Origin of the sequence: Paraburkholderia ginsengisoli NBRC 100965 (genome assembly GCF_000739735.1) — a bacterium.
GTDB classification, from domain to species: domain Bacteria; phylum Pseudomonadota; class Gammaproteobacteria; order Burkholderiales; family Burkholderiaceae; genus Paraburkholderia; species Paraburkholderia ginsengisoli.
Genome location: NZ_BBJF01000018.1, coordinates 122,813 through 146,941, shown reverse-complemented (window position 1 = coordinate 146,941; position 24,129 = coordinate 122,813). Strand labels below are relative to the sequence as shown.

The following is a 24,129-nucleotide window of genomic DNA, read 5'->3' as shown; positions in this document are numbered from 1 at the left end:
TACACATGACGACGAAAAAAACGACGCTCAAATCGGTGTTCCTGACCGGCCTGCTGGTGCTGGTGCCTTTGGCTATCACACTGTGGGTGCTCGGTCTGATCATCGGCACGATGGACCAGACGCTGTTGCTGCTGCCGACTTCCTGGCAGCCTGAGCGCGCCATCGGCTATCGGCTGCCCGGCCTCGGCGCGGTGCTGACGCTCGCGTTCATCTTTGTCGTCGGGCTGTTGACGCAGAACTTCATTGGGCAGAAGCTCGTGAAGTGGTGGGAACTGCTGGTCGCCCACATTCCGGTGGTCGGCCCGCTCTACACCAGCGTCAAGCAGGTGTCCGACACGTTGCTGTCGAGCAGCGGCAATGCGTTCCGCAAGGCGCTGCTGATCGAATACCCGCGCCGTGGCTCCTATACGATCGCGTTTCTGACCGGCATTCCGGGCGGCGACGTGGTCAACCACCTGAAAGAAGATTACGTCAGCGTCTATGTGCCGACTACGCCGAACCCCACGTCCGGCTTCTTCCTGATGGTGCCCAGGAGCGAAGTGATCGAACTCGACATGACCGTCGACGCTGCGCTCAAGTACATCGTCTCGATGGGCGTCGTGGCGCCGTCCGCGCCTCCGGCGCCGGTGCGCCGCACGACAGTCGAGCCTCCGCTGTAATGCCGGTGCGCAAAGTTTCACGCAGTGTTCAACTGCGGCGCGCCGATCAATCAATGCAAAACGAAAGACAAACATCATGTCGATGAGAACTGAATACTGCGGTCTAGTGACCGAAGAACGGCTGGGCCAAACTGTCTCGCTGTGCGGCTGGGTGAGCCGCCGCCGCGACCATGGCGGCGTCATCTTCATCGACCTGCGCGATCGCGAAGGGCTCGTCCAGGTCGTCTGCGACCCGGATCGCGCGGAGATGTTCAAGGCCGCCGAAGGCGTGCGCAACGAGTTCTGCCTGCAGATCAAGGGTGTCGTGCGCAGCCGTCCGGAAGGCACGACCAACGCCGCGCTGAAGAGCGGCAAGATCGAAGTGCTGTGCCACGAGCTGATCGTGCTGAACGCGTCGATCACGCCGCCGTTTCAGCTCGACGACGACAACCTGTCGGAAACCACGCGCCTCACGCACCGTGTGCTCGACCTGCGCCGTCCGCAGATGCAGCACAACCTGCGTCTGCGTTACCGCGTCGCGATCGAAGCGCGCAAGTATCTCGACTCGCTGGGCTTCATCGACATCGAAACGCCGATGCTCACGAAGAGCACGCCGGAAGGCGCGCGCGACTACCTCGTGCCGTCGCGTACGAACCCGGGTCAGTTCTTCGCGCTGCCGCAGTCGCCGCAGCTGTTCAAGCAACTGCTGATGGTGGCGAACTTCGATCGCTACTACCAGATCGTCAAGTGCTTCCGCGACGAAGACCTGCGCGCCGACCGTCAACCGGAATTCACGCAGATCGACTGCGAAACCTCGTTCCTGTCGGAACAGGAAATCCGCGATCTGTTCGAAGACATGATCCGTCACGTGTTCAAGGAAACGATCGGCGTTTCGCTGGACGAAAAATTCCCGGTCATGCTGTATTCGGAAGCGATGCGCCGCTTCGGTTCGGACAAGCCGGACCTGCGCGTGAAGCTCGAATTCACGGACCTGACGGATGCGGTCAAGGACGTCGACTTCAAGGTGTTCAGCACGCCGGCCAACACGAAGGACGGCCGCGTCGCGGCGATCCGCGTACCGAAGGGCGGCGAACTTTCGCGCGGCGACATCGACAGCTACACGGAATTCGTGCGCATCTACGGCGCGAAGGGTCTCGCGTGGATCAAGGTCAACGAAGTCGCGAAGGGCCGTGACGGTCTGCAAAGCCCGATCGTCAAGAACCTGCACGACGAAGCGGTCAAGGCGATCATCGAGCGCACTGGCGCGCAAGACGGCGACATCATTTTCTTCGCGGCGGATCGCGCGAAGGTGGTGAACGACAGCCTCGGCGCGCTGCGTCTGAAGATCGGTCACTCGGAATTCGGCAAGGCCAACGGCCTCGTCGAATCCGGCTGGAAGCCGCTGTGGGTGGTCGACTTCCCGATGTTCGAATACGACGAGGAAGACAACCGCTACGTGGCCGCGCATCACCCGTTCACGAGCCCGAAGGACGAGCACCTCGAGTACCTCGAAACGGACCCGGCGCGCTGCCTCGCGAAGGCCTACGACATGGTGCTGAACGGCTGGGAAATCGGCGGCGGTTCGGTGCGTATCCATCGTGAAGAAGTGCAGAGCAAGGTGTTCCGCGCGCTGAAGATCAACGCGGAAGAAGCGCAAGCCAAGTTCGGTTTCCTGCTCGACGCGCTGCAATACGGCGCGCCGCCGCACGGCGGTATCGCATTCGGTCTGGACCGCATCGTCACGATGATGGCCGGCGCCGATTCGATCCGCGACGTGATCGCGTTCCCGAAGACGCAACGCGCACAGTGTTTGCTCACGCAGGCACCGAGCGAAGTGGACGAGCGCCAGTTGCGCGAACTGCACATCCGTCTGCGTACGCCGGAACCGAAGGCTTGAGTCAAGTGCAAGTGATTGCTGTCTGAAAACGACAGCACGAGCAAACGAAAAGGCGCAGGAGGAAACTCCAGGCGCCTTTTTCTTTTTTTGCGTTACAGTCGAAGCAACCGCTTTCGACCGCTCACGCTCTCGACCGCTCATTCGACCACTCGCCGACATGTATCGCGCACGCGTTGCGCCCAGTTTTTACGCCATGCCGAAACCGCCGAAGATTCCGCAATCTGTCCTCGTCATCATCCATACGCCCGCGCTCGACGTGCTGCTGATCGAGCGCGCCGACCATGCGGGTTTCTGGCAATCGGTGACCGGTTCCAAAGACCGGCTCGATGAACCGCTCGTCGAGACGGCCACGCGCGAAGTCGCCGAGGAGACTGGCATCGTGATCGGCGGAACACGGGTGCCGCAGAGCGCGTTGTTCGACTGGCAATACTCGATCGAATACGAGATCTATCCGGAGTTCCGCCATCGCTACGCCGAAGGCGTGATCCACAACACCGAACACTGGTTCAGCGTGCAGGTGCCCGAGCAACTCGAAGTGACGCTCGCGCCGCGCGAGCACACCGCGTTTCTGTGGTTGCCGTACGAGGAAGCGGCGTCGCGCTGCTTCTCGTCGTCGAATGCGGATGCGATCTTGCAATTGCCGAGGCGGCTCGCCGCGCGTTCGGCGAACGCCCATGTCGCGGGGCGCAGCCGGTGAGCGCGGGTGGTCGTTTCTCCCGGCTGCGTCACGCGCTGCTTGGCCGCCGTTATTGGCAGCGTTATCGCTTCACCAGCGGCAACGAAGTCAGGTTGCTGCGCTCGGGTGACGCTTTTTTCGACGCGCTGATCGAACGGATCGATGCCGCGCAGCACGACGTCGTTCTGGAAACCTATATCTTCTGCGGCGACGCCGCCGGGAAGGAAGTCAGCGCGGCATTGCTGCGCGCGGCGTCGCGCGGCGTGAAGGTGCGCGTGATCACCGACGGCATCGGCACCGCGCGTCTGCCGATGTTCAACGAGTGGCCGCTTGCCGGCGTCGATCATCGCATCTACAACCCGCATCTGTTCGGGCGCTTCGGCTTTTCGCGCACGCACCGCAAGCTCGCCGTGATCGACGATCAGTTTGCGTATTGCGGTGGGATCAACATCGTCGACGACTATGAGAACAACGGCGAGACATTGCCCTACCGGCGCTGGGATTTCGCGGTCGAGTTGCACGGGCCAGTGGTCGCCGACGTCCGTCAGGCGTTCGAGGTGCAGTGGCGGCGGATTCAACTCGGGCATCGGCCGATCGAGGCGATGGAACCGGATCTGGGAACGCATACCCCCGCGTCGCTCGGCAGCTTGCGGCGGCGTCGGCGCCGCCGCAACGAGGAGCTGTGGGCCGGCGGGCAGCCATGCGTGGCGTTCGTCGCGCGCGATAACCTGATCAATCGCCGCGCGATCGAAAAGGCGTATCTGGCCGCGATCGGCCAGGCGCGTCACGAAATACTGCTGGCCAATCCGTACTTCATGCCGGGGCGCAAGCTGCGGCGCGCGCTGGTGTTCGCGGCACGACGCGGTGTGGTGGTGAAGCTGATCATCGGGCGCAAGGAGTTCAAGGCGCTTGATTACGCGGTGCCGTTTCTTTACCATGCGCTGCTCAAGGCCGGCGTGCAGATCGCCGAGTATGAGAAGACGCTGCTGCACGGCAAGGTCGCCGTGGTGGATTCGTCCTGGGGGACCGTGGGTTCGTCGAACCTCGATGCGCTGAGTTTGATGCTCAACAACGAAGCGAACGTCGTGCTGGTGAACGACCCGTCGATCGACGCATTGCGCGAGGCGATACTCGATGCGTTCAAGGATTCACGCCGTATCGACGAAGCGCACTACGAGTCGCGTCCGGCCGGCGAGCGTGCGCTGAACTGGCTGGCTTATACGAGCTATCGCGTGGCGATGAAGCTGTTGACGGTGGGTGGGTACGACTAGGCGGTCGTCGTGTGCTTGTGACGATGGTGGCCGGATGCGCGGCAGGCGCGCGCAATCCGCAACGACAACCTCCGCTCCGTTCACTCGCGAGCCAGTCATACGGTGTGCCGCACTGACGCGAAGCGTAGCGCCCGACACCCACGCGTTTCAGAACGCTCCTAAAGACGCCCCCCCGCACCTCACACATAATTTCCGTTCAATAGAAATCGAGCGACCGGTGCGTCATGGACGCTCGGTCGCCAACCATGCCCGTTTCTCAGCCAGCAGATTCCATCGACACATCGAGCCTCCACGACGAAGCCATAGCGGCCTATCAAGCCGGCCGCTTTGACGCGGTGCAAGCGCTCGCCGATCGAATCCTCGCGCATGACAGCGAGCATGTCGGCGCGATCCATCTGCAAGGTTTGCTCGCCCTGGTGGGTGGTCACACACAAAGCGCGCGGGACTGGCTCGAACGTGCGATCCGCATTCGCCCCGAACCGATTCTGTACAACACGCTTTACGCGATTCAACTCAAACTCGGCGACTATCCGCGAGCGGTCGGCAGCCTGCGGCAAGGCCTCGCGCTACAACCGGATTTCGTCGCGCTGCACTACAACCTCGGGCTAACGCTGCAACACCTCGAGCGTCTCGAAGACGCCGAAATCAGCTACCGTCGAACGCTCGAAATCGACCCGCAACACTCGGCGGCGCACAACAATCTGGGGCGCATCCACGCGGATCTCGGTGCGACGGAAGACGCCGAGCGGTACTATCGGCGCGCGCTCGAACTGGCGCCGACGAACCTCGTCGCCCGCAACAACCTCGCAATGGTTTTGCTCGCCACCGGCCGCTACGAAGAGGGATGGCCGTATTTCGAAGACCGCTGGGTCAGCTTCAAACAAGCTGATGGCCGGCCCGCACCGCAGCCCGTGCAAGTCGCGCTGCCGCGATGGTTGGGCGACGGAGCGTTCATTGCCGAAGGCGTGCGCCCCGAGCGCGCATCCGATGAACGTCTGCTCGTCCTCGACGAGCAAGGCTATGGCGACAGTCTGCAGTTCGTACGCTACTTGCCGTTAGCGCTCGGGGATTTTTCCCGAGTGGGGTACGTGTGCCCGCCGCCGTTGCGTCGCCTGTACGAGCAGTCGTTGTGCGCGCGCTGGCCGGGCCTCGTGCTGCTCGACGCGGTGCCGGCCGATCTGAGCCACTGGGATCGTTACTGCCCGCTGATGTCCCTGCCGATGGCTTTCGGCACCCGCGTCGCCACGATCCCGGCCGCGCGTCCCTATCTGCATGCCGACGCCGCGCGCGCCGGCGACTGGCGTGCGCGGCTCGAAGCGCTGCCTGCCGCGCATTTGCCGCGCGTCGGCATCGTGTGGGCGGGCGGCCATTCAGGCATTGCGGTGGACCGCCGCCGCAGCCTCGTGGCCACGCAGATCGCGCCGCTGCTCGCGCTGCGCCACGTGCGCTGGATCAGTCTGCAAAAGACCGACGATCCCACGAAACTCGCCGACGCCGTCAGCCAGGCGCGTTTAACCGACTGGACTGATGAACTCTCGGATTTCGCAGATACCGCCGCGTTGATCGACAACCTCGATCTGGTGATTTCCGTCGATACCTCAGTGGCGCATCTTGCTGCCGCGCTGGGCAAACCAGTCTGGTTGCTGAACCGTTTCGCGGGCTGCTGGCGCTGGCTGCGCGGCCGCGACGACAGTCCCTGGTATCCCGGCCTGCGTCTTTTCACGCAGACACAGCGAGGCGATTGGGACGACGTGCTGGCGCGGGTCGGCGTCGCGTTGAAGCAGGAATTTCCACCGGGCGAATGACTCCGTTCCGCGCAAGCGCGCGAGCATGCGGGCTCGCGCTAGCGCCGCTCCTCGGCCGTCGCCGTGGTTCTGCTCACGCACGCGAAGGCGTTGCAACGATCGCGTCCCACGGCCCGCAAGCCCATCGCAGACCATCACAATCCCCGCAATAAACCGGCTGCCCATCCGCGCATCTCATCAAACCCTTCTTGATTCCCCCCGGCTTGCTGCATCATGTCGGCCGGTTGAAACAAGTCAGAGAAGCACGCACGCTGAATGGCAATGGCTGTCTCAAGGCAAACGCCTCTAAAAAATCTCATTCCTCTGATTGACGAATGTCGCAGAATTGAAACTCGGTTAGAAACCGGTTTCTAATAAAGTCCTTGTTTCGCGGACGGCGGGACTCAATAATAGTACGGCCGTTCGATTTTCTTTCGGTCACATTAGAACGGTAAAAAACAGCTATGCGAAAAGGCGAACAAACGCGGGTCGCGATTCTCGACGCAGCACTCGATCTGGCAAGCCGCGACGGACTGGAAGGTCTGACCATCGGCCTGCTGGCCGAACGCATGCAGATGAGCAAAAGCGGTGTGTTCGCGCATTTCGGGTCGCGCGAGGATTTGCAGGTCGAAGTCGTGCGCGAATATCACCGTCGTTTTGAAGACGAGGTGTTTTTCCCGAGCTTGCGCGAGCCGCGTGGCTTGCCGCGCTTGCGCGCGATGATCTCCCGTTGGATCGAGAAGCGCATTCAGGAAGTCACCACCGGGTGCATCTACATCAGCGGCGCCGTCGAATACGACGACCGCGCCGACAACCCGGTGCGCGAGCAACTGGTGTCGAGCGTGACGATCTGGCGTGCGGCGCTCACGCGCGCGATTTCGCAGGCGATGGAAGAAGGGCATTTGCGCGCCGACACCGACCCGCAGCTGATGCTCTTCGAACTTTACAGCTTCACGCTCGGCCTGCATCACGATGCGCGCTTCCTGCACCTCCCGGATGCCGTGCGTCTCACGTGGGCTGCGCTGGAAAAATTGATTATTTCGTATCAGAGCGAAAGCCGTTAGCAGCGTCGTCGAAACCAACCGGATTCAGCGGCGCAGAAAGTTCCGATCAACGGACTCGGCTAACAGCCTGGCTTCTTGTCAAACTTTGGAGAGAGTCATGGGACAGTACGCCGCGCCGCTGCGCGACATGCAATTCGTGTTGCACGAACTGCTCAACGTGGAAGCCGAGATCAAGCAGATGCCGAAGCACGCGGATCTCGACGCCGACACGATCAACGCCGTGCTCGAAGAAGCCGGCAAGTTCTGCTCCGAAGTGTTGTTCCCGCTCAACCACAGCGGCGATCAGGAAGGCTGCACGTACGTCGGCGACGGCGTCGTGACCACGCCGAAGGGTTTCAAGGAAGCGTATCAACAGTATGTCGAAGCCGGCTGGCCCGCGCTCGGCTGCGATCCGGAATACGGCGGCCAGGGGCTGCCCGCGTTCGTCAACAACGCGCTGTATGAAATGCTGAACTCGGCCAATCAGGCGTGGACGATGTATCCGGGCCTCTCGCACGGCGCGTACGAATGTCTGCACGCGCACGGCACACCCGAACTTCAGAAGGCTTATCTGCCGAAGCTCGTCGCGGGCGTGTGGACCGGCACGATGTGCCTGACCGAGCCGCATTGCGGCACCGATCTCGGCATCCTCCGCACCAAAGCCGAACCGAACAGCGACGGCTCGTATGCGATCAGCGGCACGAAGATCTTCATCTCCAGCGGCGAACACGATCTCGCGGAGAACATCGTTCACCTGGTGCTCGCGCGTCTGCCGGATGCGCCGAAGGGCACCAAGGGCATTTCGCTGTTCATCGTGCCGAAGTTCGTGCCGAACGAAGCGGGCGAGCCCGGCGAGCGCAACGGCGTGAAGTGCGGCTCGATCGAACACAAGATGGGCATTCACGGCAACGCGACCTGCGTGATCAATCTCGACAACGCGAAGGGCTGGCTCGTCGGCGAGCCGAACAAGGGCCTCAACGCGATGTTCGTGATGATGAACGCCGCGCGTCTCGGCGTCGGCATGCAAAGCCTCGGCTTGACCGAAGTCGCGTATCAGAACTCGCTCACGTATGCGAAAGAGCGTCTGCAGATGCGTTCGCTGACCGGCCCGAAGGCGCCCGAAAAAGCCGCCGACCCGATCATCGTGCATCCGGACGTGCGCCGCATGCTGCTCACGCAAAAGGCCTACGCGGAAGGTGCGCGCGCGTTCTCGTACTGGTCCGCGCTGCATATCGACAAGGAACTGTCGCACGGCGACGAAGCCGTCCGCAAGGAAGCCGCCGACCTCGTCGCGCTGCTCACGCCGATCCTGAAAGCGTTCCTGTCGGACAACGCGTTCGAAGGCACCAATCACGCGATGCAGATTTACGGCGGCCACGGCTTCATTGCCGAGTGGGGCATGGAGCAGTACGTGCGCGACGCGCGCATCAACATGATCTACGAAGGCACCAACGCGATTCAGGCGCTCGACCTGCTCGGCCGCAAGATTCTCGGCGACATGGGCGCGAAGATGAAGAAGTTCGGCAAGCTGGTGACGGACTTCGTCGAAGCCGAAGGCATCAAGCCGGAGATGCAGGAGTTCGTGAACCCGCTCGCCGACATCGGCGACAAGGTGCAGAAGCTGACGATGGAAATCGGTATGAAGGCGATGCAGAACCCGGACGAAGTCGGCGCCGCGGCCGTGCCGTATCTGCGCACCGTCGGCCATCTGGTGTTCTCGTACTTCTGGGCGCGCATGGCGCGTATCGCGCTGGACAAGGAGTCGTCGGGTGATCCGTTCTACAAGGCCAAGCTCGCCACCGCGCGCTTCTACTTCGCGAAGCTGCTGCCGGAAACCGCAATGACGATCCGTCAGGCGCGCGCGGGTTCGAAGTCGCTGATGGACGTCGAAGAAGCGCTGTTCTAAGTCCGACGCAAACACTTCGAAGCAGGCGCCGCACGTATCGAAAGCGCGGCGCCTGCTTCCATCCTGTCCAGCCACACATCGCGAAGCATCCTGAAGCTTCGCGACATCCGCATAACTCCACCGGAGGAACGACGTGAGCAATCTGATCATTCGCAAGGTAGCCGTGCTCGGCGCCGGCGTGATGGGCGCACAGATCGCCGCGCACCTGATCAACGCCAAGGTGCCCGTGCTGCTGTTCGACCTGCCCGCAAAAGAAGGCCCGAAGAACGCGATCGCGCTGAAGGCGATCGAGAATCTGAAGAAGCTGTCGCCGGCGCCGTTCGGCGTGAAGGACGACGCGCAATACATTCAGCCCGCCAATTACGACGACGACATCGCGAAACTCGCCGAATGCGACGTCGTAATCGAAGCGATCGCCGAACGGATGGACTGGAAGCACGACCTGTACAAGAAGGTCGCACCGCACATCGGGCCGAACGCGATCTTCGCGACCAACACGTCGGGCCTGTCGATCACGGCTTTGTCGGAAGGCTTTCCCGCTGAGTTGAAAGAGCGCTTCTGCGGCGTGCACTTCTTCAATCCGCCGCGCTACATGCACCTGGTCGAACTGATCCCGACCGCGACGACGCGTCCCGAGATTCTCGATCAACTCGAAACGTTCCTGACGAGCGTGGTCGGCAAGGGCGTCGTGCGCGCGAAAGATACGCCGAACTTCATCGCCAACCGCGTCGGCATCTTCTCCATCCTTGCGGTCATCACGGAAGCCGCGAAGTTCGGTCTGCGTTTCGACGAAGTGGACGATCTGACCGGCTCGCGTCTGGGCCGCGCGAAGTCGGCCACGTTCCGCACCGCCGACGTCGTCGGTCTCGACACGATGGCGCACGTCATCAAGACGATGCAGGACACGCTGAAGGACGACCCGTTCTTCCCGGTCTACGAAACGCCGGCCGTGCTGGCCGAACTGGTGAAGAAGGGCGCGCTGGGTCAGAAGACCGGCGGCGGTTTCTACAAGAAGGAAGGCAAGGCGATCAAGGTGCTCGACCCGAAGACGGGCGAGTACGTCGACGGCGGTGCGAAGGCGGACGAGCTGGTCGGCCGTATTCTGAAGCGTCCGGCGGCTGAGCGTCTGAAGCTGCTGCGCGAATCGGAGCATCCTCAGGCGCAGTTCCTGTGGGCGATTTTCCGCGACGTGTACCAGTACATCGGCGTGCATCTGGAGTCGATTGCCGACAACGCGCGCGACGTCGACCTCGCGATCCGCTGGGGCTTCGGCTGGAACGAAGGCCCGTTCGAAGGCTGGCAGACGGCCGGCTGGAAGCAGGTCGCCGAGTGGGTGCAGGAAGATATCGCGGCGGGCAAGGCGCTGTCGAACGCGCCGTTGCCGTCGTGGGTGCTGGAAGGCGTGGTCGCGGAGAAGGGCGGCGTGCATACGAACGAAGGTTCGTGGTCACCGGCTTCGAAGACGTTCGTGCCGCGCTCGTCGCTGTCCGTCTACGACAAGCAGGTATTCCGCGCACCGCTGGTCGGCGAAACGTCGGCCGATCCGAAGACCTACGGCAAGACGTTGTTCGAGACCGACGCCGTACGCGCCTGGGTCGATGATCGCGCGGGCGAGAACGATGTGCTGATCGTGTCGTTCAAGAGCAAGATGAACACGATCGGACCGTCGGTGATCGACGGCCTGACGCAGGCGATCGAACTGGCCGAGAAGGACTACAAGGGCCTCGTCGTGTGGCAGCCGACGTCACTGAAACTCGGCACGCCTGGCGGCCCGTTCTCCGCGGGCGCGAATCTCGAAGAAGCGATGCCCGCGTTCATGATGGGCGGCGCGAAAGGCATCGAGCCGTTCGTGAAGAAGTTCCAGCAAGGGATGCTGCGTGTGAAGTACGCGAGCGTGCCGGTGATCTCGGCGGTGTCGGGCATCGCGCTCGGCGGCGGCTGCGAACTGGCGCTGCATAGCGCGAAGCGGGTCGCGCACATCGAGAGCTACATGGGCCTCGTGGAAGTGGGCGTAGGTCTCGTGCCGGCGGGCGGCGGCCTGAAGGAAGCGGCATTGCGCGCGGCGGAAGCCGCGACGCAGGTCGGCGCGACCAGCGACCTGCTGAAGTTCGTGCAGAAGTCGTTCGAGAATGCGGCGATGGCGAAGGTCTCGGCGTCCGCGCTCGACGCCCGCGCGATGGGTTATCTGAAGCCGTCCGACACGATCGTCTTCAACGTGTTCGAACTGCTCGACGTCGCGAAGAAGGAAGCGCGCGCGTTGACGGCGGCGGGTTACCGTCCGCCGCTGCGGGTGACGCAGGTGCCAGTCGCCGGGCGCTCGGCTATTTCGACGATCAAGGCGTCGCTCGTCAATATGCGCGACGGGCGCTTCATCAGCGAGCATGACTTCCTGATCGCGAGCCGCATCGCGGAAGCGGTGTGCGGCGGCGACGTGGAAGCGGGCAGTCTGGTCGACGAAGAATGGCTGCTGCAACTCGAGCGTCGTGCGTTCGTTGACCTGCTCGGCACGCAGAAGACGCAGGAACGGATCATGGGCATGCTGCAGACCGGTAAGCCGGTGCGCAATTAAGCGACGACCGCAAACTTATGCATGGGGTGGGAGTAGGCGCTAAAGCGCCAACTCCCACCGACCGCGATAAAACTGCATGGGGTGGGAGTAGGCGCTAAAGCGCCAACTCCCACCGACCGCGATAAAACTGCATGGGGCGGGAGTAGGCACTAAAGCGCCAACTCCCACCGACCGCGATAAAACTGCATGGGGCGGGAGTAGGCACTAAAGCGCCAACTCCCGCCGACCGCGATAAAACTGCATGGGGCGGGAGTAGGCGCTAAAGCGCCAACTCCCGCCGACACAGGAGCTTCAAATGGCAAAGCAATTGCAAGACGCATACATCGTCGCCGCGAGCCGTACGCCGATCGGCAAGGCGCCGCGCGGGATGTTCAAGAACACGCGCCCGGACGAGTTGCTGGTGCACGCGATCAAATCGGCCGTGGCGCAAGTGCCCGGCCTCGACACCAAGGTGATCGAAGACGCGATCGTCGGCTGCGCGATTCCGGAAGCGGAACAGGGGCTCAACGTAGCGCGGATCGGCGCGCTGCTGGCCGGCCTGCCGAATACGGTCGGCGGCGTCACGGTGAACCGCTTCTGCGCATCGGGCCTGACCGCGCTCGCGATGGCCGCTGACCGCATCCGCGTCGGCGAATCGGACGCGATGATCGCGGGCGGCTGCGAATCGATGAGCATGGTGCCGATGATGGGCAACAAGCCGTCGCTGTCGCCGCATATCTTCGATCGCAACGAAGACATCGGCATCGCGTACGGGATGGGCCTGACTGCGGAGAAAGTCGCCGAGCGCTGGAAGATCAGCCGCGAAGCGCAGGACGCGTTCTCGGTCGAATCGCACCGCCGCGCGATCGCCGCGCAACAGGCCGGCGAGTTCAACGACGAAATCGCCGCGTACACGATCACCGAGCGCTTCCCCGATCTCGCGACCGGCGAAGTACGCGTGCAGACGCGTGAAGTGTCGCTCGACGAAGGCCCGCGCGCGGAAACGTCGCTCGAAGGTCTCGCGAAACTGCGCGCGGTGTTTGCGAACAAAGGTTCGGTGACGGCGGGCAACAGCTCGCAGACGTCGGACGGCGCGGGCGCGTTGATCGTCGTGTCGGAGAAGATACTCAAGCAGTTCAACCTGACGCCGCTCGCGCGCTTCGTCAGCTTCGCGGTGCGCGGCGTGCCGCCGGAAATCATGGGCATCGGTCCGAAGGAAGCGATTCCGGCCGCGCTGAAGGCAGCAGGTCTGAAGCAGGACGACCTCGACTGGATCGAACTGAACGAAGCGTTCGCCGCGCAATCGCTGGCGGTGATCCAGGACCTCGGTCTGGATCCGTCGAAGATCAACCCGCTCGGCGGCGCGATCGCACTCGGCCACCCGCTCGGCGCGACGGGCGCGATTCGTGCGTCGACGGTGGTGCACGGCCTGCGCCGCCGCAACTACAAGTACGGCATGGTGACGATGTGCGTCGGCACCGGCATGGGCGCGGCGGGCATCATCGAGCGTCTGTAAGCGTGACCGCCCCGGTCCTTGCGAGGAACACCTAAGGACCGCAGAACGGTTCGCAGGCCGCGTGGCTTGCGAACCGTTTTTACATTCTCAGCAGGAATACGAGGAGATGAAGGAGATGACGATGGATATCCTGGTCGAGCGCGCCGACGGCGTGCTGACGATTGCCTTCAACCGGCCCGGCAAGAAGAACGCGATTACCGCCGCGATGTACCAGACGATGGCCGACGCGCTCGTCGAAGCACACGGCGACGCGTCGGTGCGCGCAATCCTGATCCGCGGCAGCGCAGGTATTTTCAGCGCCGGCAACGATCTCGACGATTTCATGAAGACGCCGCCGATGGGCGAAAGCGCGCCGGTGTTCCAGTTCCTGCGCGCGATCAGCTCGGCGGAGAAGCCGGTGGTGGCGTCGGTGGCGGGGCCGGCGGTGGGAATCGGCACGACCTTGCTGCTGCATTGCGATCTGGTCTATGCGGCCGACACGGCGAGCTTTTCGTTGCCGTTCGCGCAACTCGGCCTGTGTCCGGAGGCGGCGTCGAGTTTGCTGTTGCAGCGGGTCGGCGGCTATCAGGCGGCGGCGGAAAAGCTGCTGCTCGGCGAAGCGTTCGACGTCGCCGAAGCCCAGCGCATGGGCTTCGTAAATCGCGTGCTGCCGGCCGCCGAGGTCGATGCGTTCGCGGCCGCGCAGGCTGCGAAGCTGGCCGCATTGCCGGCGTCGTCGCTGCGCGTGACGAAGAGCTTGATGAAGCGCGCGAGCCATCAGGAATTGCAAACGCAGATGGCGGAAGAGGCGGTGCACTTCGGCAAGATGCTGCTCGCGCCCGAAGCGCGCGAGGCGTTCAAGGCGTTCTTCGAGAAGCGCAAGCCGGATTTTCGGCAGTTCGATTGACGTGGGGTGCCTGAGCGCCGGAGGTTTTGGCGCTCGGGTGTTGGGGGCTCAGACGCTCAAGCCCTCGGATTTCCCACTACCCACGCGCTTCAGTCCTCAAGGCTGCGTCGCTTGCCAGGTGTCGTAATCGACGTAGCTGCCTTCGCGGCAGAAGCTCACCAGCCGCACGCCCGCCTTGCGGGCAATCGCAATCGCCAGCGACGACGGCGCCGAGATCGTCGCGACCATCGGCACGTCGACGCGCGCGGCCTTGCGCACCAGTTCGTAGCTCGCGCGGCTCGACAGAAACACGAAGCCGTCGCGGGTATCCGCGCGATCGAGCACCAGCTGGCCGATCAGTTTGTCGAGCGCGTTGTGACGGCCGACGTCCTCGAACGCATAGCGGATCGCGCCCGCAGCGTCGCACCATGCGGCCGCGTGCAGGCCGCCGGTCAAGCGCGTGAGCGCCTGGTGCTCCGGCAGCTCGCGGGCGGCGCGGGCGATGGCATCGGGCGCGAGCCGTTGCAGAAAGCCGGTGTCGGGCACGCGCTCCGGCTTCAGATCGAGCAGATCGATGCTTTCGATTCCGCAGACGCCGCAACCGGTGCGCCCGGCGAGCGCGCGGCGCTTCTCCTTCAGCGCAACGAACGCCTGTTGCACGACCTGCAATTGCACTTCGGCGTGCGGCAGTTCATCGTCGTCGTGCAGTTCGACCTCGATGTCCTGGATATCGCTGCCGCGCTCGACGATGCCTTCCGAAATCGCAAAGCCCACCGCGAAGGCTTCGAGATCGCGCGGCGTGCACATCATCACCGCATGCGAAATGCCGTTGAAGACGAGCGCGACCGGCCATTCCTGACCGACGTGATCGGTGACGGTTTCGACCGCCGAGCCGCGATGCCGATGCACCTGGCGCTCCACCGCGCCTGGCTGTCCGGCTGTTTCCTGTTCGTTCAATGCTTCACTCCTGTGCGATGCTGCGCGCGCGGGCACGGCTCTCAGCGTTCTTGCTGCGCCGCCGGGCGGCGGCCGTCCATGCCGCCATCGCGCGAATAAGGTTCTAAAATACCTCAAGCCGCGCTCGCACGTTGTGCGCCATTCACGAGGAGCCTTGTCATGGGACTCAACGAAGCACCGCTTCTGTTCGACTTCGAAGTCGCGTCTTCGGAGAATTTCACCTACATCCCGATGTCGGTGCGCTTCAATCTCGACCGTTTCGGGCTGCGCATCACGCTGGCGCAGTGGCAGTTGCTGCCGCTCGAAGACCGCAAGCTGCTGGCGCGTTTCCCGGTCGAGGACGACGCGGAAATCGAGCCGAATTTCGATCACGCGCTGTTCGAGATGCTGCGCACGCACGCGAACGTCGAGCCGGAGTGGTTCACGCCGGAAGAGTCGCCCGCGTGGCGCCGTACCGATAGCGTGCCGGAGGGCGTCGCGTTGCAGGCGGGACGGGCGGGCCTCGTCACGCCGAGCGTCACCCGCTGGGCCGAACTCGATCCCTTCAAGCGCTACGTGCTCGCGAAGCTGTCGCGCAAGCCGGAGGCCAACCACGACTTCGTCCCGGCGATGAAGGAGTTTGGCGCGGCCGGCTAGGCGCGGCCTGCAAGCTGCCGCGCCCAATCCAATCCCACCCACACACCCCTCAATATTTTTCACCCCCACCCTCAACCCTCTGCTGAACGCTGCCGTTATCCATGGGTTGGCGCGTAAAAAGACTCGCATCGATGCGGCCCGACGCACCGAGAACGACCGCGCGCTCCCGCCCTCGGAACGATTGACGTTCGGAATCCATGACTCCTTTTTTATCGAAGCGGCTGCTGATCAACATAGCGGTGGTCGTTGCCGCGGTCGGTGCGAACGCGTTCGTCGCCTACACGCAGATTGGCAGTCAACGCGACGCCGACGCGCTCATGCTGCGTTCGACGAGCGTGCGTGAGAACCTCGACGCGTATCACACGGCGCTCGACAGCGCGCTGGCCGCGCTAGGCCGTTTCGAGGCCTCGGGCGCACCGGCGCCGGTGGGCGCGGCCGCCACGACAGGCACGACGCTCGCCAGCCTGGAGCGCGAGTTGCGTGAGGAACTGGCCGGCGAGCCGCCGATGCTCGACGCGCTCGCCAAACTGAGCGCGGAGAGCCACGCGTTGCAGCACGATATCGACGACGCGCTGCTCAAGAGCGCCAGCGCGGAGCCGGATGCGTCGCGCGCGTGGGCGGCGTCGACGTATACGCATCTCGGGCTCGGGCTCGATCGCGTGGAAGCCGCGCTGGCCAAGCTGCGCAGCGAGGAGAACCGCGCGTTGCAGAAGGCGCTCGCGGTCTCGGCGGGCGAGACCCAGCGCGCGATGTTTCTGCTGATTCTGACGATGCTCACCGGCAGCACGGTCCTGATCTTCACGTTCGGCGCCCGCGAGAGCAGCGCGCGCGAAAAACTGCGCAGCGCTCGCGCGCTTGGCCGCAACGACGAACGTTTTCGCGGGCTGTTCGACGATCATCCGGTGCCGATGTATATCTTCGATCGCGAGACGCTGCGCTTTCTCGCCGTCAACGCGGCCGCGATCCAGCAATACGGCTACTCGGAAAACGAGTTTCTCGGCATGACGATTCGCGCGATCCGTACGCACACCGAGATCGCGCGGCTCGAATCGCATCTGCAACGCAGCGACGCGGTCCCGCACGGCCGCACGATGGCGGGCGTCTGGCATCACCGGCGCAAGGACGGCTCGATCATCAGCGCCGACATTTCGTATCACGCGCTGAACTTCATGGGCCGCGCGGCGCTCTTCGTGCTCGCCGACGACGTCACCGATCAGATCAACGCCGAAGCCGAAGCGCAGCGTTCGAACCAGATGCTCGAAGCGGTGATCGACAACATCCCGCAGCGCATCTTCTGGAAGGACCTGAGCTCGCGCTACCTCGGCTGCAATATGGCGTTCGCGCGCGATGCGGGGCTCGCGTATCCCGAGCAGGTGGTGGGCAAGAGCGACGCCGACATGCCGTGGCGCGCGTTCGCCGAACTGTTGAACGAGCACGACAGGGAAGTGGCGAGCACCGGCGTGCCGAAGATGAACTTCGAAGTCGACGTGGTGATCGACGGCGTGCATCGCACCACGGTCACGAGCAAACTGCCGTTCACCGATGGCGAGGGGCAGGTGATCGGCGTGCTCGGTTCGTACACGGACATCACCGAGCGCAAGCGCGCGGATCTCGCACTGCGTCTGCAAAGCCGCGCGCTCGACGCGAGCGTCAACGCGATTCTGATCACCGCGCCGTCGCCGACCGGCAATCTGATCGAATACGTGAACCCGGCGTTCATGCGTATCACCGGCTACGATCCCGCCGAGGTGATCGGTCACGACTGCCGCGTGCTGCAACGCGACGACCGCGACCAGGAAGGCGTCGCGCTGATCCGCCAGGCGCTCGCCGCGAACCGCGAGGTCAGCGCGGTGGTGCGCAACTATCGCAAGGACGGCGCGCTGTTCTGGAATCAGCTGTTCATCGCGCCGGTGCCGAACGCGGAAGGCGCGATCACGCATCACATCGGCGTGATCAACGACGTGACCGATCTGATCCGCTATCAGGAACAGCTCGAATATCAGGCCAACTACGACAGCCTCACGCGCCTGCCGAACCGCAATCTGCTGCGCGACCGTCTGGAGCATGCGCTGATCGTCGCACAGCGGCATCACAACGGCGTCGCGGTCGTGTTCCTCGATCTCGACGGCTTCAAGAACGTCAACGACACGCTCGGCCATAGCGTCGGCGACCGGCTGCTGCGCGTGGTCGCCGAGCGCCTCGCGCGCTGCTCGCGCACCAGCGATACCGTCGCGCGGCACGGCGGCGACGAGTTCGTGATCGTGATGACCGACACCGTCGACGAACAGTCGTTGATCGCGTGGATGGAGCGCGTGCGCGCGTCGATCGCCGAGCCGGTGTGGCTCGACGGCACCGAGTTGTACGTGGGTTGCAGCATGGGCGCGAGCCTGTTCCCGCAAGACGGCGACGACGCCGAAGCGCTAATGAAAAAGGCCGACCTCGCGATGTATCGCGCGAAGGACATGGGCCGCAACACGTTCCAGTTCTATCAGCCGGAGATGAACGCGAGCGCGGGCGCGCGGCTGAACCTCGAACGGCGTTTGCGCCGCGCGTTGCGCGACGACGAATTCCTGCTGCACTACCAGCCGCAGGTGGATATCGGCAGCGGGCAGATTGTCGGCATCGAGGCGCTGGTGCGCTGGAGCGATCCGGAAGACGGGCTGGTGCTGCCGTCGGCGTTCATTCCGCTGGCGGAGGAGAGCGGACTGATCGGGCCGCTGTCCGAATGGGTGCTGCGTGAAGCGTGCCGCCAGAACAAGGCCTGGCAGGATGCGGGATTGCCGCCGACGCGGGTGTCGGTGAATCTGTCGGCGCGCGTGTTCCAGCAGCGCGATATCGCGAAGCTGGTGATGCAGGTGCTGGCCGAGACCGGACTCGAACCGAAATACCTCGAACTGGAACTGACCGAGAGCACCATCATGCGCAACGCCGAAGAAGCGGTGTCGATGCTCAACGAACTGCGCGCGCTCGGCATCGGCCTCGCAATCGACGACTTCGGCACCGGCTATTCGAGCCTCAGCTATCTGAAGCGTTTTCCGGTGGACCGGCTGAAGATCGACCGCTCGTTCGTGTCGGACATCGGCGTGTCGGGCGACGACGAGACCATCACGTCGGCGATCATCGCGCTCGCGCATTCGCTGAAGCTGCATGTGATCGCGGAAGGCGTCGAGACGTCGGCGCAACTCGACTTCCTGAAAGAGCGCGCGTGCGACGAGATGCAGGGGTTTTACTTCGCGAAGCCGTTGTCGACCGCTGCGATTTCCGAGTTGCTCCAAGGGGGCGTGGGCCGGGAGCGGGAGCTGGAGCCGGCTTGATTCGGTTGGGCCGGCGGCCGTGGGCGTTTTAGCGACGCGTGCCGCCAGGCTCGCCCCCGCTCCGCCAGTCCGCCCGCCATCCTCAAACCGCTGGCGTAGCCACGAAAACCGGCAGGTTCTCCGCCAACGCCGAAAACGCCTGCAAGTGCGGATACGCGGCTTTATCGACGACCTCCGGCAGCATCATCTGCGTGAAGTGCCAGCTCACCGCGACGGTAACGTCCGCCGCGTCGAACTGCTCCTGCTCGGTCGGCAGCGTCGCCGTCGCCACGTCGCGTTCGAGCTCGCCATAAGCCGCGAGCAGTTGCGCGCGCACGCGCTCGAGCCAGGGCTCGTGCCGCTTCTCCTCAGGCCGCAGATTGCATTCGTAGACGATCTGGATGCTCTTTTCGCACGCCGCGAGCGCGAGACCCGAGAGACGGGCGGCGCGCAACGCGTCGTCCGGGCGAGTGGGGAAGAGACGGTGCCCGGGCCCGGCAAGCGTCGCAAGATACTGGAGAATCACCGACGACTCCATCACGACGCGGCCGCTGTCGGTGATCAGCGTCGGCGCTTTCACGACCGGGTTGAGCTTCGCGAACTGGTCGTAGGTGCTGAACACGGAGATCGATTGATGCTCGAAGTCGAGCTCAAGCAGCTTGAGGCAAATGGCGACCCGGCGCACATAGGGTGAGTCGAGCATTCCGATCAGTTTCATTTGATTCCCGTTAGAAGTTCTATCATCGCGCGCCCGAGTCGGCTGCGCAGCGGCGTTTCCCGCCCGGCGCAATTCGTCGCGCACCCAGCCGATAGATTAAGCATCTACGCGCGCCAAAAAAAGCGACAATTAACGACGATTCCCGTCACAATTTCTAACATGAAGCCGATCCCGCCTTTTACCGCGCTCCGCTGTTTCGAGGCCGTCGCCCGCCTGGGTGGCGTCACCCAGGCCGCGCGCGAATTGCACGTCACGCACTCGGCGGTAAGCCAGCAGATCAAGGTGCTCGAAGATGCGATGGGCGTCGCGCTGTTCATCCGCGAGGCGCGCGGGCTGCGGCTCACCGACGAAGGGCGCCTGTATGCGCTCGACATCCGCGCCGCGCTGCGCGATATCACCCACGCGACGCGCCGCGCGCAGGCGCGTCCGCACGAAAGCGAACTGGTGATCTCGACGCTGCCGTCGTTCGCGCAGCATTGGCTCGTGCCGCGCCTCGCGAGCTTTCGCGACGCGCATCCGTACTATCGGGTGCGTCTCATGACCACTCTGCAGGTCGAGGATTTTCGCCAGAGCGCGAGCGACATCGGTATCCGCATGGGACAGGGGCACTGGCCGGGCGTCGCGCAACAGAAACTGTTCGACGACGACATGGTGGTGGTCGCCGCACCGCATTTCGCGCTCGCGCCGAGCGGCCGCTTTCCGCTCACCGCCGACGAGGTGGTCGCCTGTCCGCTGATCTCCAGCCCAGACGCGCCGTGGAGCGACTGGTGCGAGGCGGCGCAGGTGGCGCCGCCGCCCGCCGAAGCCGTGGTGTTGTCGGCCAACGATTCGAACATCGCGATCGGCGCGGTGCTGCAGGGCTTGGGCGTCGCACTCGAACGGCGCAGCCTGGTCGCGCATGCGTTGGCGCAAGGGGCGTTGGTGCAGATCACCGGGATCCGCGTGCCGTACCGCTACCCGTACTGGCTGGTGTGGCAGCAGCGCGAAATCCTGAACGTCCGCCAGGCGCATTTCGCGCAGTGGATCGAAGCGCAGGTCGACGCCTATTTGCGCGGCGACGCCGCGTCCGCGCCAGCGAGCCGGGTGGCCTAGCGCCGCTCGTGCGGGCGACAGCGATTTGCGCACGAATTTCGGTCGGATATATTCGTGGTTCCCATCGGCGACCTTGCCGGGGAATCAGAAATACCCAGGAAGCACCGACGAAGCATCGATCCACGCAGCGCCGCGCCCGTTCGCCCGATTGCCGTTTTCGCTGCTCGTACTTCGTGCCGGACGTTGTGCTGCCGACTTTCCGCCAATCCGAATGGAGAAAACAATGACGTCTTCACCTGCAAAGAAACTGGCTGTGCTGTTGGCAACGGTTGTATTGAGCGTGGCGGCCGCCGCGCCGGCATTCGCGCAAAGCGGCGGCGGAGGGTCGGCGGGCGAAGGCTCGGATGCGGCCAAGGCCGACACCGGCGCGAAGCCGCACACCACGAAGGCGGAGCGCAAGGCCGCGCGCAAACAGGCGCGGGCGAAGAAGAACGCCGAGTTGAAACAACTGGAGGCGCACGGGTATCAGCCGTCGCGCAACGATCCGAACTATCCGGCCGACATCCAGAACGCGCAGAAGAAAGCCGGCATCGGTACGGCGGCCAGCCAGTAAGTCGTAGCGAAGCGGACCGGTTCACCCGGTCCGAAGCGAGTCACGGCGCGTACCACGACGACGTGTGAAACAGAACGAGGCGCCCGGGGCGCCTCGTTCTGTTTGTGCTTCAGCGGCTCGGTTCAGCGTCTCAATCGACTACCGGCAAGGCGCGCGGGCGACGATCGCTGTCGGTGGCGACGTAGGTGAGGATCGCCTCGGTGACCTTCACGAGGTCTTCGGTCAGGCTCATGCGCTGCGCGTAGACCTCGACCGATACCGTCACCGACGTATTGCCGGTCTTGACGATATCCGCGTAAAAGCTCAGCAGATCGCCGACGAACACCGGCTGCTTGAACACGAACGAATTGACCGCGATGGTCGCCACGCGCCCGTTGGCGCGGCGGCTCGCCGGGATCGAACCGGCAATGTCCACCTGAGCCATGATCCAGCCGCCGAACACGTCGCCGTGGACGTTCGCGTCCGACGGTTGCGGCATCACGCGCAGCGCGCAGGGCTTTTGCGGGAGTTGAAGAAGATCGGTCATCGGGGCACCCTTGAGAAACGTATTGGCTCGGTCGGCTCGACCGGCAGGCGGGGATTTCACGACGACTGCACTCATCGGCGGATCGATCCGGCCAGACGAGGCGGCCGCGCGGCCAGCGTGCAACCGGTGGCCGGACAGCCCATGAAAAGCGGCGCCAGCCGGCTTCTGCGACAATAGAAAGATCAGGAATTGTACGGGAAAGCGTTCAGCGAGGTCGTGCGTCAATAAGCGGTGTGCCGGTCGGCATGGCGCGTTCGGCGCGCCGCTTGTGTCGCGGGAGCTCCGGCAGTTCCACACTCTCCCCCTTGCAGATCCCCATGCGCCGCGCTTCCTCGTCCGAACCCTCGCCGATTTCCACCCAGCCTCGCAACGACTGGCAGACGATCCTGTCGCTGCTGCCCTACCTCGCCACGTACAAGTGGCGCGTCGGCTTCGCGCTGAGCTGCCTGATCGGCGCGAAGGTCGCCAATCTCGGCGTGCCGATCGTGATGAAGCGCATCGTCGACAGCCTCGCGTCGGTGCAGCATCTGACCGCGCTCGGCCGCGCGCACGATTCGCCGGCCATTGTGCTGCTGGGCGGCGTCGGTTTGCTGGTGGTTGCGTATGCGGTGGTGCGGCTCTCCACGTCGCTCTTCACCGAGTTGCGCGAGATCCTGTTTTCGAAGGTGACCGAGAGCGCGGTGCGGCAACTCGCGCTGAAAGTGTTTCGCCATCTGCATGCGCTGTCGTTGCGGTTTCATCTCGAACGGCAGACGGGCGGCATGTCGCGCGATATCGAACGCGGCACGCGCGGTATCACGCAACTGATCTCCTATTCGCTGTACAGCATCCTGCCGACGCTGGTCGAGGTCGGCCTCGTGCTCGGCTTTTTCGTCGTCAAATACGAGGCGTACTACGCGATCGTCACGTTCATCGCGCTCGCGGTGTACATCGTGTTCACGGTGAAAGTCACCGAGTGGCGCACGCATTTTCGCCGTACGATGAACGATCTCGATTCGAAGGCGAATTCACGTGCGATCGATTCGCTGCTCAACTACGAGACCGTCAAGTACTTCGGCAACGAAGAGTGGGAAGCGAGCCGTTATGACGAAAATCTCAAGCGCTATCGCACGGCGGCCATCAAGTCGCAGCGCTCGCTGTCAGCGCTGAACTTCGGCCAGCAGGCGATCATTGGTACGGGGCTTGTGTTCATCCTGTGGCGCGCGACGCAAGGTGTGATGGCCGGGCGTCTCACGCTCGGCGATCTCGTGTTGATCAACACGTTCATGCTGCAGCTTTATATTCCGCTGAATTTTCTCGGCGTCGTGTATCGCGAGCTGAAGCAGAGTCTCACCGACATGGACCGCATGTTCACGCTGCTCGGCGCGGCCCAGGAAGTGCCCGACCTGCCCGATGCGCCGGCGCTGCGCGTGAGCGGTGCGCAGGTGCGCTTCGAGCACGTGAACTTTTCGTACGAGCCGGCGCGCCAGATTCTGCACGACGTGAGCTTCACGATTCCCGCGGGGACCACGACGGCGGTGGTCGGCCATAGCGGCTCGGGCAAGTCGACGCTCGCGCGGCTGATGTTCCGCTTCTACGATCTGGACCGTGCCAGCGGCGGCGCGATCACGATCGACGCTCAGGATATCCGCGACGTCACGCAGGATTCGCTGCGCGCGTCGATCGGCATCGTGCCGCAGGACACGGTGCTGTTCAATGATTCGATCTACTACAACATCGCGTACGGCCGGCCGTCGGCGACGCGCGACGAAGTGATCGCGGCGGCGCGCGCGGCGCACATTCACGAGTTCATCGAAGGGCTGCCGAACGGCTATGACACGGCGGTCGGCGAGCGTGGGCTGAAGTTGTCGGGCGGCGAAAAGCAGCGCGTGGCGATTGCGCGGACCATCCTGAAGAATCCGCCGATCCTGCTGTTCGACGAAGCGACCTCCGCGCTCGATTCGCGCTCCGAGCGCGCGATTCAGCACGAACTCGATCAGATCGCTCGCGAGCGCACGACGCTGATCATCGCGCATCGGCTGTCGACGGTGGTGCACGCGCAGCAGATCATCGTGATGGACAAGGGGCGCATCGTCGAGCGCGGCACGCATGTGGAATTGCTGCGCGCGAACGGCCTGTTCGCGCAGATGTGGGCGTTGCAGCAGCGCGCGGCCGCTGCGCCCGAGGTGGCGGAAACGGTTGGGGCGGGCGACGGCGGACGCTGAGCGCGC

General features: G+C 64.0%; 18 protein-coding genes. 15 read left to right on the top strand and 3 right to left on the bottom strand.

Features of this window, described 5'->3' with window-relative positions; all coding sequences use genetic code 11:
- Positions 1 to 5: 5 nt before the first annotated feature.
- The 10 genes from BGI01S_RS23325 to BGI01S_RS23280 all read left to right on the top strand — a co-directional run bounded on the left by BGI01S_RS23325 (position 6) and on the right by BGI01S_RS23280 (position 14,165).
- Entirely contained in the window at positions 6 to 659 is a 654-nt protein-coding gene (locus BGI01S_RS23325; protein ID WP_042328447.1) for a DUF502 domain-containing protein, read from the top strand.
- Between the two features lie 76 nt (positions 660 to 735).
- Positions 736 to 2,535, top strand: a complete 1,800-nt coding sequence (gene aspS, locus BGI01S_RS23320) for an aspartate--tRNA ligase (protein ID WP_042328446.1) — start codon at positions 736 to 738, stop codon at positions 2,533 to 2,535.
- A gap of 157 nt (positions 2,536 to 2,692) precedes the next feature.
- The gene (gene nudB / locus BGI01S_RS23315; protein ID WP_408638591.1) at positions 2,693 to 3,232 is read left to right on the top strand and encodes a dihydroneopterin triphosphate diphosphatase; all 540 of its coding nucleotides are present in this window, start codon (positions 2,693 to 2,695) and stop codon (positions 3,230 to 3,232) included.
- Positions 3,233 to 3,255: 23 nt separating this feature from the next.
- The gene (gene clsB, locus BGI01S_RS23310; protein ID WP_232624378.1) at positions 3,256 to 4,482 is read left to right on the top strand and encodes a cardiolipin synthase ClsB; all 1,227 of its coding nucleotides are present in this window, start codon (positions 3,256 to 3,258) and stop codon (positions 4,480 to 4,482) included.
- A gap of 245 nt (positions 4,483 to 4,727) precedes the next feature.
- Positions 4,728 to 6,287, top strand: coding sequence for a tetratricopeptide repeat protein (locus BGI01S_RS23305; RefSeq protein ID WP_042328444.1), 1,560 nt, complete (start codon positions 4,728 to 4,730; stop codon positions 6,285 to 6,287).
- Between the two features lie 443 nt (positions 6,288 to 6,730).
- Complete coding sequence (locus tag BGI01S_RS23300; protein ID WP_042328443.1) at positions 6,731 to 7,330, top strand: TetR/AcrR family transcriptional regulator; 600 nt, start codon at positions 6,731 to 6,733, stop codon at positions 7,328 to 7,330.
- Positions 7,331 to 7,427: 97 nt separating this feature from the next.
- Positions 7,428 to 9,215 carry an acyl-CoA dehydrogenase C-terminal domain-containing protein gene (locus tag BGI01S_RS23295; protein ID WP_042328442.1) on the top strand — a complete coding sequence of 596 codons (1,788 nt, stop codon included), beginning with the start codon at positions 7,428 to 7,430 and terminating at the stop codon, positions 9,213 to 9,215.
- A gap of 133 nt (positions 9,216 to 9,348) precedes the next feature.
- Positions 9,349 to 11,784 (top strand): 3-hydroxyacyl-CoA dehydrogenase/enoyl-CoA hydratase family protein, encoded by a 2,436-nt coding sequence (locus BGI01S_RS23290; RefSeq protein ID WP_042328441.1) that lies wholly within the window; start codon positions 9,349 to 9,351, stop codon positions 11,782 to 11,784.
- A gap of 295 nt (positions 11,785 to 12,079) precedes the next feature.
- Positions 12,080 to 13,279 carry an acetyl-CoA C-acyltransferase gene (locus BGI01S_RS23285; protein WP_042328440.1) on the top strand — a complete coding sequence of 400 codons (1,200 nt, stop codon included), beginning with the start codon at positions 12,080 to 12,082 and terminating at the stop codon, positions 13,277 to 13,279.
- A gap of 115 nt (positions 13,280 to 13,394) precedes the next feature.
- On the top strand, positions 13,395 to 14,165 hold the full coding sequence (locus BGI01S_RS23280) for an enoyl-CoA hydratase (RefSeq protein ID WP_042328486.1): 771 nt from the start codon (positions 13,395 to 13,397) through the stop codon (positions 14,163 to 14,165).
- 96 nt (positions 14,166 to 14,261) lie between these two features.
- Here the strand turns inward: BGI01S_RS23280 and fdhD are convergent, their stop codons facing one another.
- Entirely contained in the window at positions 14,262 to 15,101 is an 840-nt protein-coding gene (fdhD, locus tag BGI01S_RS23275; protein ID WP_042328439.1) for a formate dehydrogenase accessory sulfurtransferase FdhD, read from the bottom strand.
- Positions 15,102 to 15,260: 159 nt separating this feature from the next.
- Between fdhD and BGI01S_RS23270 the strand changes: the two genes are divergently transcribed.
- Positions 15,261 to 15,737 (top strand): nitrate reductase associated protein, encoded by a 477-nt coding sequence (locus tag BGI01S_RS23270; RefSeq protein ID WP_042328438.1) that lies wholly within the window; start codon positions 15,261 to 15,263, stop codon positions 15,735 to 15,737.
- A 197-nt stretch (positions 15,738 to 15,934) separates the two neighbouring features.
- Positions 15,935 to 19,051, top strand: coding sequence for a sensor domain-containing protein (locus tag BGI01S_RS23265; RefSeq protein ID WP_042328437.1), 3,117 nt, complete (start codon positions 15,935 to 15,937; stop codon positions 19,049 to 19,051).
- A gap of 82 nt (positions 19,052 to 19,133) precedes the next feature.
- On the opposite strand, the gene BGI01S_RS23260 is transcribed toward BGI01S_RS23265, so the two are convergent.
- Positions 19,134 to 19,748 (bottom strand): glutathione S-transferase, encoded by a 615-nt coding sequence (locus tag BGI01S_RS23260; protein WP_042328436.1) that lies wholly within the window; start codon positions 19,746 to 19,748, stop codon positions 19,134 to 19,136.
- A 159-nt stretch (positions 19,749 to 19,907) separates the two neighbouring features.
- On the opposite strand from BGI01S_RS23260, the gene BGI01S_RS23255 reads away from it, so the two are divergent.
- Both BGI01S_RS23255 and BGI01S_RS23250 read left to right on the top strand, forming a co-directional pair.
- On the top strand, positions 19,908 to 20,840 hold the full coding sequence (locus tag BGI01S_RS23255) for a LysR substrate-binding domain-containing protein (RefSeq protein ID WP_042328435.1): 933 nt from the start codon (positions 19,908 to 19,910) through the stop codon (positions 20,838 to 20,840).
- A 223-nt stretch (positions 20,841 to 21,063) separates the two neighbouring features.
- Entirely contained in the window at positions 21,064 to 21,393 is a 330-nt protein-coding gene (locus BGI01S_RS23250) for a DUF4148 domain-containing protein (protein ID WP_042328434.1), read from the top strand.
- 130 nt (positions 21,394 to 21,523) lie between these two features.
- Here BGI01S_RS23250 and BGI01S_RS23245 read toward each other — a convergent pair whose 3' ends face one another.
- Positions 21,524 to 21,919 (bottom strand): acyl-CoA thioesterase, encoded by a 396-nt coding sequence (locus BGI01S_RS23245; protein ID WP_042328433.1) that lies wholly within the window; start codon positions 21,917 to 21,919, stop codon positions 21,524 to 21,526.
- A 317-nt stretch (positions 21,920 to 22,236) separates the two neighbouring features.
- On the opposite strand from BGI01S_RS23245, the gene BGI01S_RS23240 reads away from it, so the two are divergent.
- Entirely contained in the window at positions 22,237 to 24,123 is a 1,887-nt protein-coding gene (locus tag BGI01S_RS23240) for an ABCB family ABC transporter ATP-binding protein/permease (RefSeq protein WP_042328432.1), read from the top strand.
- Positions 24,124 to 24,129: the final 6 nt, after the last annotated feature.

Excerpts from the sequence above, each read along its gene's own strand:
- BGI01S_RS23250 (WP_042328434.1), top strand. The coding sequence starts at position 21,064 with ATGACGTCTTCACCTGCAAAGAAACTGGCTGTGCTGTTGGCAACGGTT.
- BGI01S_RS23300 (WP_042328443.1), top strand. The coding sequence starts at position 6,731 with ATGCGAAAAGGCGAACAAACGCGGGTCGCGATTCTCGACGCAGCACTC.
- BGI01S_RS23270 (WP_042328438.1), top strand. The coding sequence starts at position 15,261 with ATGGGACTCAACGAAGCACCGCTTCTGTTCGACTTCGAAGTCGCGTCT.
- BGI01S_RS23305 (WP_042328444.1), top strand. The coding sequence starts at position 4,728 with ATGCCCGTTTCTCAGCCAGCAGATTCCATCGACACATCGAGCCTCCAC.
- BGI01S_RS23295 (WP_042328442.1), top strand. The coding sequence starts at position 7,428 with ATGGGACAGTACGCCGCGCCGCTGCGCGACATGCAATTCGTGTTGCAC.
- BGI01S_RS23280 (WP_042328486.1), top strand. The coding sequence starts at position 13,395 with ATGACGATGGATATCCTGGTCGAGCGCGCCGACGGCGTGCTGACGATT.
- BGI01S_RS23240 (WP_042328432.1), top strand. The coding sequence starts at position 22,237 with ATGCGCCGCGCTTCCTCGTCCGAACCCTCGCCGATTTCCACCCAGCCT.
- BGI01S_RS23245 (WP_042328433.1), bottom strand. The coding sequence starts at position 21,919 with ATGACCGATCTTCTTCAACTCCCGCAAAAGCCCTGCGCGCTGCGCGTG.
- BGI01S_RS23265 (WP_042328437.1), top strand. The coding sequence starts at position 15,935 with ATGACTCCTTTTTTATCGAAGCGGCTGCTGATCAACATAGCGGTGGTC.
- aspS (WP_042328446.1), top strand. The coding sequence starts at position 736 with ATGTCGATGAGAACTGAATACTGCGGTCTAGTGACCGAAGAACGGCTG.
- BGI01S_RS23260 (WP_042328436.1), bottom strand. The coding sequence starts at position 19,748 with ATGAAACTGATCGGAATGCTCGACTCACCCTATGTGCGCCGGGTCGCC.
- BGI01S_RS23255 (WP_042328435.1), top strand. The coding sequence starts at position 19,908 with ATGAAGCCGATCCCGCCTTTTACCGCGCTCCGCTGTTTCGAGGCCGTC.
- nudB (WP_408638591.1), top strand. The coding sequence starts at position 2,693 with ATGTATCGCGCACGCGTTGCGCCCAGTTTTTACGCCATGCCGAAACCG.
- BGI01S_RS23285 (WP_042328440.1), top strand. The coding sequence starts at position 12,080 with ATGGCAAAGCAATTGCAAGACGCATACATCGTCGCCGCGAGCCGTACG.
- BGI01S_RS23325 (WP_042328447.1), top strand. The coding sequence starts at position 6 with ATGACGACGAAAAAAACGACGCTCAAATCGGTGTTCCTGACCGGCCTG.